The organism is Streptomyces sioyaensis, assembly GCF_004122735.1.
GTDB lineage: Bacteria > Actinomycetota > Actinomycetes > Streptomycetales > Streptomycetaceae > Streptomyces > Streptomyces sioyaensis.
On sequence record NZ_SDIF01000010.1, the window covers coordinates 107,151 to 118,216 of the forward strand.

The following is an 11,066-nucleotide window of genomic DNA, read 5'->3' on the forward strand; positions in this document are numbered from 1 at the left end:
GCCAGGCAAAAGGGACTATCTAGACATATAACGTGGGGTGAACGTTCGCCGATCGTGGAGGAGTGCCGGTGGCTCCGACGCCCGCCACCCCACAAGAGGCGGTCCGGCCCCTGGAGGTTGCCCGTCCCGTTCCCGGAAGGGAACGCCCGGCGGCGGCGCGCGGGGCCCTCGGGCGGCTGACGGCACCCGGGCTCGCGGCGGCCCTGGCCATGGGCGCGTACTGCCTCGGGCTCGCCCTCTACGGCAGCTACCCCTTCGGTCCGCACTCCCGCGCCGTCAACGACCTGGGCAATCAGTTCGTGCCGTTCCACGCCCGGCTGTGGGACCTGATGCACGGCACCACCAGCGGCGATCTGTTCTTCAACTGGGGCAGCGGCTACGGCGTCCCGTTCCTCGCCGACTTCTTCAGCTATCTGATGAACCCCTTCTCCTGGCTCGTCGGACTCTTCCCGCGCGGGCTGGTCGACCTCCCGGTCTTCCTGGTCACCCTGCTCAGCATCGGCCTGGGCAGCGCGCTGATGACCGTCTTCCTCGGCCGGCTGAAGCCGGGCTCCGGCACGCTGCGGGCGCTGCTGTCGGTGGGGTACGGACTGTGCGCCTGGGTGCTGAACGACGGTTTCGCCGACCCCATGTGGATGTGGGGCCTGGTCGCGCTGCCGCTGACCGGTATCGCCGCGGACTGGTGCCTGCGCCGCACCCGCTGGGTGGCCGGCACCCTGCTGGTCGCCCTCGCCTGGGCGGGCAACTTCTACACGGCGGCGATGGCCACCCTGGCGACGGCGCTGGTCCTGGGCCTGCGGCTGCTGACGGCCACCCGGATGCCGCGCCGCGACCGCCTGCGGGCGGCGGGCCGCGCCGTCTCGATGGCACTGACCGGCATCCTGCTCACCGCGCCCGTCCTGACCGTCACCTTCCTGGCCGGCCGCGCCGCCCAGCCCGCCCCCGCGGTGTCGTACACCGGCGGGCCGCCCCTGCTCCACCAGGTGTCGCAGCTGCTGCCCGGCGGCCACGACTCGACGCCGGCCCCGAACCTCTTCATCGGGGTCCCCGGGCTGCTGCTGGTGGCGGCCTTCCCGTTCGTGCGCGCGGTGCCGCCGCGGGTGCGCCTGGGCTGGTCCGCGCTGGCGGCGGGTGTCGCCGTCTCGTTCGTCCGGGAGCCGACGATCCTGCTCTGGCACGGCTTCGCGCTGCCCAACGGCAGCCCCTACCGTGCCGCCTTCGTGCTCAGCGGGATCCTCGTGATGATCTCCTGGCTCGCGCTGGCGCACCGCCCGCGGCCCGGCGAACTCGCCGCGGGCGCCGGGCTGGTCGCCGCGCTGGCCTGGCTCTGCCGGCACCAGGCCGCGGTCGGCACCGCCACCTGGGTCCTGGTGGCCGGCGGCGGCGCCGTGACCCTCCTGGCGCTGACCGCGCGCACCGCGGGTGGCCGCACCCGGGCCGCGGCCACCGCCGCGCTGACCGGCACCGTCCTGCTCGGCTCGGCGTACACGGCGTTCTCGGTGACCGCGGCGCGGGACCGGATCCCGTGGTTCCGGCCCAAGATCACGCTGGCCGGGCCGTCGCTGGCGGCCCGGGGCGAACTGGCCGCCCGCACCGACTGGCCCCGCTCCCGCACCGATCCGGGGCCGCACGAGTTCGCCAACAACGACCCGTTGTTGCTCGGCGGCGAGGGCGGCGCGTACTACAGCAGCTACGTGCCCGCGGCCACCGCCCGCACCCTGCAACGCCTGGGCGCCGGGTGGTACATCAGGGGCCGCCACACGCTCAGCTTCGAGGACCCGGCGGGCCAGGCGATCATGGGCGTGAGCAGCTCGCTGTCCCCGGTGTGGGAAAGCCGCACCCGCTACCGCACGCACCGCGCGCACCCGGCCCCGCTGCTGACCGTACGGAGCACGCTCCCTGGCCCGGGCGCCGGGGAGACGGTGTTCGCCCGTCAGGAGCGGGTGCTGGGTGCGGCCGTCTACGAGGTGCCGGCCCTGCGGCCGACCGCGGGCGCGCCCGCGGTGCCCGACCGTGACGGCTGGCTGCTGCGCCCGGCACGGCCGCCCGCCGCACGGCACCCGGCGGCGGGCCCGAACGGCCCCGGGACCACCTTCACGGCGCACTGCGCCCCGGGCAGCACCGCGGTGTGGTCGGCGCCGTGGTTCGCCGGGCGGGTCAGCGGGCTGGGCGGGCACAGCAAGGCGATCGGCAGCGCCGATGTCACCGCCAATCCGGTGCGGGAGCTGGGCCGGGTGCCCGCGGACGGCACGGTGTCGGTGCGCTTCACCGGCCGGGGCCCGCAGCACGTCCCCGGGCACGCCGTCGGCTGTCTGTCCCGGCGCGGGCTGACGGCGGCGGTGGACGCGCTGCGCGCCAGGGGCCCGGTGGAACTGACCGCCGGCGGCCACCGCCTGACGGCCCGGCTGCGGCCGGGCAGCAGGGGCAGCGCGGTGCTGGCGATGCCGGCGGTCGCGGGCTGGGGCTGTGCGGTGGACGGCGGACCCCGCCGCGCGCCGCGCTCGTTCGCCGGCCTGCTGGCCGTCCCGCTGGGCTCCGGGGCCTCCCGGCTGTCGTGTTCCTACGAGCCGCCGGGCCTGCGGACGGGGCTGGCGGCGAGCGCCGCGGCGGCGCTGGCGGTCGCCGCGGTGGCGGCGGCCGGGGCGGTCCGCGGCCGCCGGCGCGGCACACCAGCCCGCCCCTCACCTCGTGACATCGCACCGGATCCGTAGCCCGGGGACGGCGTCCGCACCGCCCCCTGCCCCCGGCGAAAAGGCCTGCTCATGAAGCTCTCCATCGTCGTCCCCTGCTACAACGAAGAGGCCGTCCTGAGCCGCTTCGACGACACGATCCGCGCGGTCCTCGCCGCGCTCGCCGTCGAGTACGAACTCTGTTACGTCGACGACGGCAGTTCCGACGGCACCCTGGCCCGGCTGCGCAGCCTCGCCCAGCAGCACCGCGGCACCACCCGCTATCTCTCCTTCAGCCGTAACTTCGGCAAGGAGCCCGCCATACTGGCCGGCCTGCGGGCGGCCGACGGCGACGCGGTGATCCTCATGGACGCCGATCTGCAGCATCCGCCCGAGCTCATCGAGAAGATGCTCGACCTCTACCAACTCGGCCACGACCAGGTCGTCGCCAAGCGCACCCGGCACGGCGACCGGCCGGTGCGGACCGCGCTGAGCAGGCTCTACTACCGCGCCGTCAACAGGTGGGTGGATGTCGAACTCACCGATGGCGTGGGCGACTTCCGGCTGCTGTCCCGTACGGCCGTGGACGCGCTGCTCTCGCTGCCGGAGTACAACCGCTTCTCCAAGGGCCTGTTCTCCTGGATCGGTTTCGACACGGTCACCTTCGACTACCGCAACGCCGCCCGGGAGGCGGGCGAGACCAAGTGGCACGTCGGCTCGCTGGTCAACTACGGCATCGACGGCATGCTGTCCTTCAACTCCCGCCCGCTGCGGCTGGCCATCTACGCCGGGCTCACCCTGGCCTCGCTCGCCGCCCTCTACACCCTGTGGATCATCGGCGCGGCCCTCGTCGGCGGGGTCACCGCGCCGGGCTATGTGACGCTGGTGGCCATCATCGTCGGCCTGGGCGGGCTGCAGATGGTGATGCTCGGGCTGATCGGCGAGTACATCGGACGGATCTACTACGAGGCCAAGCGGCGGCCGCACTTCCTGATCAAGGAGAGCAACACCGCCGTCCCCGCGCCCACGCCCGCGGACGCCACCCGGGCCGGCTCCCGGGCCGGCTCCCGGGCCGGCTGATGCGCGGGCTGCCGACGCCCGTCCCCTGGGGCCGGATGGTGCGCTTCGCCACCGTCGGCGGGGTCAACACCCTCACGTTCTACGCCTGTTACCTGCCGCTGCGGCGGATGCTGCCGTACTTCGCGGCCTACACCGGCGCCTTTGCGCTGAGCATGGTCTGCTCGTTCCTCCTGAACACCTACTTCACCTACCGCACCCGGCCGACCTGGAAGAAGTTCCTGCTCTTCCCGCTCACGCAGGTCACCAACTATGCGGCGCAGAGCGTGGGGCTGGTGCTGCTGGTGAGCTGGTGCGGGCTGAACACCGCGGTGGCGCCGCTGGCGGCGGCGCTGGCCGCCCTCCCGTTCACCTTTCTGGTCTCCCAGCGCATCCTGCGCCCGCCCGCTCAGCCCGATCCGCCGCCGGCCCGCTCCGGCGGACCCGTCTAGGGGCTGTCGTTTGGATCAGGCCGGATCAGGGAGCGGGGTCTGGTGTCGTGCATCGCAAGGCGGAGGAGGGAGTCAGGGCGGAGCCCTGGCGACCGACGACAACGCGGCGAGGTGCGGTGCCAGACCCCGCGAGCCCGGCCTGATCCAAACGACAGCCCCTAAGCCCGCCACCCCCCGAACAGCGCACGCTGCCCGACCGAGGTCTGGCGGGCCGTGTACAGCCTGCCGTCGGTGCCCAGCGCGACCACCACCGCGCGCCCGGCGACGTCCTGGGCGACGCCGGCCGCCGCCGAATGCGCCACCCTGCCCCGCTGCCAGGGCCCGGGGGCGTCCTGGGCCATCGCCATCCGCACGTCGCCGGCATCATCACGGGCCGCGAGCACCATCCGGCCGGCCCCGCCGACCGGCGCCGCCGCCACCCGCCCGTACCCGCCGACCGCCGCACACCGCGCCGACACCCGCCAGCCGCCGATCATCCGCGGCCGCTCGGCGATCAGCACCTGGGCGGTGGCCGACCGGCGGAAGACGGCCCGCACCACGCCGTCGGCCAGCGGGACGAGGCTGACCGGGCCGGCCGGCTGCGGCAGCCCGGTGGCCGCGGCCGGCCGCGGCGGCCCCCCGGCCTCCTTGGACACCCAGTGCTCCACGGTCCCGGCGCTCGGCGCGGCCAGATGGATCAGCCCGGCGGAGTCCACGCAGGCGTCCAGCCCGTCGATGATCCGCGGGGACGCCAGCAGCGTGCTGACCGTGCCCTCCAGCCGCTGCCACGGCGAGAAGCCCCGCCCGGGCAGGCCGCTGCGGTGCGCGATGTTGCCGTCCCAGGTCCGGACGAAGACGTGCACCGTGCCGTCCGGGGTGGCCACCGCCGCCGGGAAGCCGATCTCCAGCGATCTGACCGGGTCCGCGTCCGGGGAGCCCAGCGACTCCCAGCGCGCGAACGCGGGCACCCCGTCCGGGCCGGTGCCGGTCTGCGGTGCGGTCAGCAGCTCCCGGTGGTGGTCGGTGTGCCGGCCCGGCAGCACGGTGCGGGAGGCGAACAGCTGGAGCGTGCCGTCCGGGCGGCGCACCACATGGAGCTGCCCCTGCAACAGCGCACCGCCGACCGGTACCGGCGCGCCGAAGCTGCCGCTGCCCGGCCGGGTCTCGGCCCAGCAGTACGCCCGGCCGCCCAGGACCGCGAAGGCCGCGAGCCGGCCGTCCTGCGCCGGGCGGAGCCAGGCGTTGGAACCGGGCGCCCGCAGCCGGGTGCTGCGGGTCCAGTTGCGGGACCCGCCGTAAAGCGCCGAGCCGCCCACCTTGCGGTCGCCGCAGCCGGCCGGGTCGCCACAGGCGCGGTGGTCGGCCCAGCCGTAGACCGACAGCAGCGCGGCCTTGCGGCGGGCGGTGGCCGGGTCGAGGTCGTGGGGCAGCACTCCGGCCTCGTAGCCGAGGTAGTGCTCCACGATCGGGGGCCGCCCGCGGTCGGCGTACGCCGCCAGCGCGGCCTGCGCGAAGTAGGCGGAAGCGGTGTGGTCCTGATGGTCGTAGTAGCGCAGCCCGGCCAGCCGGGGATCGTGATCCGGGGTGGCCGGCGGCCGCTTCCGCGCGTGCACCGCGTTCGGGTCCAGGGTCCGTACGACCGTGGGCCGGACCCGGTCGAGCACCGCCACCAGGGTCCGGATGACCTGGTCGCGGGTGTAGTGGAACTGCCGCCGCACGGGGGTGCCGTCGGGACGCAGCGTGGGGAGGGTGGCGGCGGCCCCGAGCCACAGGCCGCGCAGGCTGACCGTGCGGGCCTGCCAGACGGCCCGGGACTCCACCAGTTCCAGGAAGATCAGCTGGTGCTGCGGGGCGTCGTGCAGCGTCTGGATCTCCGCCTCGAAGCCGGGGAGCAGGGAGAGGGCCGCGACGTCCCAGCGGGCGGCCGGGCTGCCGGTGACCATCGCGGCGTGCGCGGCCCGCAGTCCGTTGGCCCGCGCGCGGGCGAAGGCGGCCCGGTCCACCGGGACCCGCTCGGGGTCGGGGGCCCGCAGGCTGACGTTGTGGCCGTCCGCCTCGCCGCCCGTGAGGCAGACGGTGACCGAGCGCGCGCCGCCGCGCAGGGACTGCTCCAGGTCGGGGTTCATGAAGTACAGGCCGTCGTCGGCGTGCGCGACGATGTGCACGAAGGACTGGCCGGCCGGGTCCACCAGGGAGCGGCCGGGGCCCGCCGGTCCGGCCGTACGGGAGGCGTCGTCCGACAGCCGGGCCCAGACCGCGGCGCCCGCCGTCGCGGCGAACAGCCCGCCGCCGGCGACCTGAAGCAGCCGGCGGCGGGACAGCAGGGGCAAGGGCACGGGTGACACACCCTCAGTATTCGGTCACCGGGGAGTTCCTGCCTGCCCGACAATTCACCACTTCCTCGGACGTGTGACCGGGCCCACAGAACATTCAGATTACGGAGAACAACCTTTTTGGGTGAACGAGAGTCGTACGGCTGACAACGCACGAGACCCCTTTGGGGAGATTTCTGCGTTCTGTACTCAGCTCATTACGAGGAGTAGCACCGCATGTCCGAGACAGGCCTTGACGCCGTACCCCGGTTCAGCATCATCGTCCCCGTGTTCCGCGTGCAGGGCTTCCTGCGCGCGTGCATGGACTCGGTGCTGGCCCAGGAGTTCACGGACTTCGAGCTCATCGCCGTCGACGACTGCTCCCCCGACCACAGCGGCGCCATCCTGGACGAGTACGCCGCCCGCGACGACCGCGTCCAGGTGCTCCACCTCCCGGAGAACGCCGGTCTGGGCCCGGCCCGCAACGCCGGCCTGGAGAAGGTCCGCGGCGACTACGTCCTCTTCCTCGACAGCGACGACACCCTCGTACCCGGCGCGCTCGGCGCCCTGGCGGACCGGCTGGCCGCCACCGGGGACCCCGAGATCCTGATCTTCGACTACGCCCGGACCTACTGGGACGGCTCCACCCGGCGCAATGCCCTCTCCGGGCTGCTCGACGAGTCCGGTGCCCCCGCCTTTTCGCTGGCCGAGCGCCCCCAGCTGCTCGATCTGCTGCAGATCGTCTGGAACAAGGCCTACCGCCGCGACTTCATCGAGGAGCACGGCTTCACCTTCCCCCCGGGCTACTACGAGGACGCCCCCTGGACCTTCTGCACCCTGATCACCGCACGGCGGATCGCGGTCCTGGACCGGGTCGCGCTGCACTACCGCCAGCGCCGGCAGGGCGGCAACATCCTGCGCACCACCAGCCGCAAGCACTTCGACGTCTTCGACCAGTACGCCCGGGTCTTCGCCTACCTGGACGCGCACCCCGAGCTGTCGCGCTGGCGCCCGGACATGTTCCGCAAGATGGTCGACCACTATCTGACCGTCCTGGACAAGCCCGGCCGGCTGCCGCGGAACGCCACCGCCGAGTTCTTCCACCGCGCCGCCCGCGACTACCGCCTGCGGATACCGGCCGGCTTCGTCCGCCCCACCGGCATGGCCGGCGGCAAGTACGCGCTGCTCGCCAAGGACGCCTACCCGGCACTGGCCGGCCTCAAGGCCGTCGGCAAGGTGCGGCGCACGGTACGCAAGCACGCCGGCAAGCGGGTCCGGCAGGCCAAGCGCAAGGCGATGGACCTGCGCTACCAGGCGCTGCTGCGGCAGCCGCTGGACGACAACCTCGCCGTCTACTCCGCGTACTGGAACCGGCGGCCGGCCTGCAACCCGCTGGCGGTCTACGAGAAGGCCAAGGAGCTGGCGCCCGGGATCCACGGCGTCTGGGTCGTCAAGAAGCAGCTCGCCGAGGCCGGCGAGATCCCGGCCGGCATCGACCACGTCGTGCTGAACTCCCCGCGCTACTGGGAGGTGATGGCCCGCGCCAAGTACCTCGTCAACAACGTCAACTTCGCGGACGGCGTGGTCAAGCGCGAGGGCCAGATCCATCTGCAGACCCACCACGGCACCCCGCTGAAGTCGATGGGCACCGACCAGAAGCGCTACCCGGCCGCGGCCAAGGGCATGAGCTTCCGCAAGCTGCTGGCCCGCGCCGACCGCTGGGACTTCTCGCTCTCCGCCAACCAGCACACCACCGAGCAGTGGGAGCGGGTCTACCCCTGCGACTTCGAGGCGCTGAACGCGGGCTACCCCCGTAACGACGTCTACTACCGGGCCACCGCCCAGGACGTCCTGGACATCCGCGCCCGGCTGGGCATCGCGCCCGGCAGGATCGCGGTCCTCTACGCCCCGACCATGCGCGACTACCAGGTCGGCTACGTCCCCCGGCTCGACCTGGAGCGGATCTCCCGCGAGCTGGGCGAGGACTTCGTCCTGCTGGTGCGCACCCACTACTTCTACGACCAGGACCCGCGTCTCCAGGCGCTCCAGGAGCGCGGCGCGCTGATCGACGTCTCCGGCCACCCGGTCGTCGAGGAGCTGTGCCTGGCCGCCGACGCCCTGATCACCGACTATTCGTCGATCATGTTCGACTACGCCAACCTCGACCGGCCGATCGTCACCTACGCCGACGACTGGGACACCTACGTCCGCTCCCGCGGTGTCACCTTCGACCTGCTCTCGGGCCGGCCGGGCGACACCCCGGGCGCCCTCGCCACCACCGAGGACGAGCTGATCGAGGCGTTCCGCAGCGGCCGCTGGGACGACGAGCGGGCCACCGAGCTGCGCGCCGCGTTCCGTGCGCGGTTCTGCCAGTGGGACGACGGGCACGCGGCCGAGCGGGTGGTCCGCCGGGTCTTCCTGGGCCAGGAGGCGACCCCCGCCCCGCTGCCGCAGGCCGAGCGGACCGTCGCCCCGTCCCCGCGCGCCGCGGCCGCCGGATCCGCTCCGGGCCGGCTGCCGCTCGCGGGCACCCGGCTGCCCGCCCAGCGGGACAGCGGCCCGTCCGCCGAGGCGACGTCCGCCGTGGCGCCGTCCGACGTGACGCCCGCCGACGTGACGCCGTCCGCCGAGGCGACGGACATGGGGCTCGCGGGCTGAACCGCCCCCACCCCCACGGCGGGGTGCCGCGGCGGGGATCCCGCCGCGGCACCTTTCCTTTTCCGGTCCTTTTCCGGATCCGGCCGGAGCCGGTCCGCTCAGCGTCCGCCGAGCGCGCTGACCACGGCCGCGGTCAGCTCGTCGAGATAGCCGGCCGGCACCTCGTCCCGGACCACCAGCAGCCGCCAGTACAGCGGCCCGGTCAGCAGGTCCAGGGCCAGCCGGCCGTCCGCGCCGGCCGGGATCTCGCCGCGCTCGACGGCGCGCGCCACCATCGCCGTGGCGACGCCCTCCTGGCTGTCGTGCAGCGCGGACTTCAGTGCGGCCGCCAGTTCGGGGCTGCGGGCCGCCTCCGCCAGCAGGTCCGGGATGATCTGCGAGGCCATGGGGTGGCGCAGCGCACGGGCCGCGACCTCCAGCAGCACCCGTACATCGCCGGACAGCGACCCGGTGTCCGGCGTCGGCATGCCCGCCGCGGCCACCGCGGAGACCACATCGAGGACCAGGTGCAGCTTGGAGCGCCACCGGCGGTAGACGGCGGTCTTGCCCACGCCGGCCCGCCGCGCGATGCCCTCGATCGACATCCGGGCGAAGCCCACCGCGGCCAGTTCCTCGAAGACCGCGGCACGGATCGCCGCGGTCTTGTCCTCGCGCAGTACGGCGGCGCCTGCCGGGCTCCGGCGCGCCGCCGCGGTCTCGCTTCCGCTGCCGTCGTGTGCCATGGCTTGAGCATAACGTCACGACGCTACGGTTGCGTTTCGACGCGGGCTCCCTCTAGTCTCGACGTCGCGACGATACGGACCCGTCCCATCGTCGCCCCCGTGTGCGGCCCCTGTACGCAAACGAAAGCGGCCTCCTCCATGCCCCAGACCCTCGCGCCCCCGGTCGCGACGCCCACCCCGGCGCCCGCGCCCGGCACCGCCCCCGACCCCGAGCTGCGCGCGCTGGCCGAACGCCATGGCCTCACGGTGAGTGGCGCCCGCCCCTCACTGTCGGAGTACACCCGCCAGCTGTGGCACCGGCGGCACTTCATCACCTCGTTCGCCAGCGCCAAGCTGACCGCGCAGTACACCACCGCCAAGCTCGGGCAGCTCTGGCAGGTACTGACCCCGCTGCTCAACGCGGCCGTCTACTACTTGATCTTCGGCGTGCTGATCGGCACCCGGAGAGGCGTCCCGGACTACGTCCCGTTCCTGGTGACCGGCGTCTTCGTCTTCACCTTCCTGCAGAACTCGGTGATGGCCGGCACCCGGGCGATCTCCGGCAGCCTCGGCCTGGTGCGGGCGCTGCACTTCCCGCGGGCCTGTCTGCCGATCTCCTTCTGTCTGGCACAGCTGCAGCAACTGCTGTACTCCATGGGCGTGCTCGTGGTCATCCTGCTGTGCTTCGGGCAGGTCCCGACCTGGTCGTGGCTGCTGGTCGTCCCGGCGCTGACGCTGCAGTTCGTCTTCAACACCGGCCTGGCGATGGTCATGGCACGGCTGGGGGCGAAGACCCCCGACCTGGCGCAGCTGATGCCCTTCATCATGCGGACCTGGATGTACGCGTCCGGCGTGATGTTCAGCATCAGCCTGATCCTCCAGGGCAAGCACCTCCCGCAGTTCGTGGTGGTGCTGCTGAACGGCAACCCCGCCGCGGTCTACATCGACCTGATGCGCTTCGCCCTGATCGACAGCTTCACGCACAAGCAACTGCCGCCGCATGTCTGGGCGTTCGCCGCGGGCTGGGCCCTGCTGGCCGGTGTCTTCGGCTATGTGTACTTCTGGAAGGCCGAGGAGCGGTACGGACGTGGCTGAACTGACGAACGGTACGGACATGGCCGAGCACACGAACGGCAGCCGGCCGACCGAGGCCGCCCAGGACCGCATCCCGACCGTGATCGCGGACGATCTGCACATCGTCTACCGCGTCTACGGCACGGGAGCCGGCAAGGGCAGCGC

The 11,066-nt window shown here is 73.3% G+C and carries 7 protein-coding genes and 1 pseudogene; 6 read left to right on the top strand and 2 right to left on the bottom strand.

Translation table 11 applies throughout. From position 1 onward, the window contains the following. Nucleotides 1-68 precede the first annotated feature (68 nt). The 3 genes from EST54_RS05970 to EST54_RS05980 are packed head-to-tail and all read left to right on the top strand — an operon-like array spanning nucleotide 69 to nucleotide 4,177. Nucleotides 69-2,711 (top strand): YfhO family protein, encoded by a 2,643-nt coding sequence (locus tag EST54_RS05970; RefSeq protein ID WP_129245759.1) that lies wholly within the window; start codon nucleotides 69-71, stop codon nucleotides 2,709-2,711. Between the two features lie 51 nt (nucleotides 2,712-2,762). Further along, on the top strand, nucleotides 2,763-3,749 hold the full coding sequence (locus tag EST54_RS05975; RefSeq protein ID WP_129245761.1) for a glycosyltransferase family 2 protein: 987 nt from the start codon (nucleotides 2,763-2,765) through the stop codon (nucleotides 3,747-3,749). Continuing rightward, nucleotides 3,749-4,177 carry a GtrA family protein gene (locus EST54_RS05980; protein WP_129245762.1) on the top strand — a complete coding sequence of 143 codons (429 nt, stop codon included), beginning with the start codon at nucleotides 3,749-3,751 and terminating at the stop codon, nucleotides 4,175-4,177. The genes EST54_RS05975 and EST54_RS05980 overlap by 1 nt, the downstream gene beginning before the upstream one ends. Before the next feature lie 158 nt (nucleotides 4,178-4,335). Here the strand turns inward: EST54_RS05980 and EST54_RS05985 are convergent, their stop codons facing one another. Further along, on the bottom strand, nucleotides 4,336-6,492 hold the full coding sequence (locus EST54_RS05985; protein ID WP_129245765.1) for a PIG-L family deacetylase: 2,157 nt from the start codon (nucleotides 6,490-6,492) through the stop codon (nucleotides 4,336-4,338). Nucleotides 6,493-6,705: 213 nt separating this feature from the next. Between EST54_RS05985 and EST54_RS05990 the strand changes: the two genes are divergently transcribed. Further along, nucleotides 6,706-9,126 carry a bifunctional glycosyltransferase/CDP-glycerol:glycerophosphate glycerophosphotransferase gene (locus EST54_RS05990; RefSeq protein WP_129245767.1) on the top strand — a complete coding sequence of 807 codons (2,421 nt, stop codon included), beginning with the start codon at nucleotides 6,706-6,708 and terminating at the stop codon, nucleotides 9,124-9,126. Nucleotides 9,127-9,224: 98 nt separating this feature from the next. On the opposite strand, the gene EST54_RS05995 is transcribed toward EST54_RS05990, so the two are convergent. Then, the gene (locus tag EST54_RS05995; RefSeq protein ID WP_129245769.1) at nucleotides 9,225-9,848 is read right to left on the bottom strand and encodes a TetR/AcrR family transcriptional regulator; all 624 of its coding nucleotides are present in this window, start codon (nucleotides 9,846-9,848) and stop codon (nucleotides 9,225-9,227) included. A 138-nt stretch (nucleotides 9,849-9,986) separates the two neighbouring features. Between EST54_RS05995 and EST54_RS06000 the strand changes: the two genes are divergently transcribed. After that, nucleotides 9,987-10,922 (top strand): ABC transporter permease, encoded by a 936-nt coding sequence (locus EST54_RS06000; RefSeq protein WP_129245771.1) that lies wholly within the window; start codon nucleotides 9,987-9,989, stop codon nucleotides 10,920-10,922. Beyond that, nucleotides 10,867-11,066 (top strand): annotated as a pseudogene (locus EST54_RS35235) (hypothetical protein); the annotation flags it as partial. The gene EST54_RS06000 and the pseudogene EST54_RS35235, both read left to right, overlap by 56 nt.

Coding starts and splice junctions, on each gene's coding strand:
- EST54_RS05980 (WP_129245762.1), top strand. CDS start 3,749: ATGCGCGGGCTGCCGACGCCCGTCCCCTGGGGCCGGATGGTGCGCTTC.
- EST54_RS05975 (WP_129245761.1), top strand. CDS start 2,763: ATGAAGCTCTCCATCGTCGTCCCCTGCTACAACGAAGAGGCCGTCCTG.
- EST54_RS06000 (WP_129245771.1), top strand. CDS start 9,987: ATGCCCCAGACCCTCGCGCCCCCGGTCGCGACGCCCACCCCGGCGCCC.
- EST54_RS05990 (WP_129245767.1), top strand. CDS start 6,706: ATGTCCGAGACAGGCCTTGACGCCGTACCCCGGTTCAGCATCATCGTC.
- EST54_RS05995 (WP_129245769.1), bottom strand. CDS start 9,848: ATGGCACACGACGGCAGCGGAAGCGAGACCGCGGCGGCGCGCCGGAGC.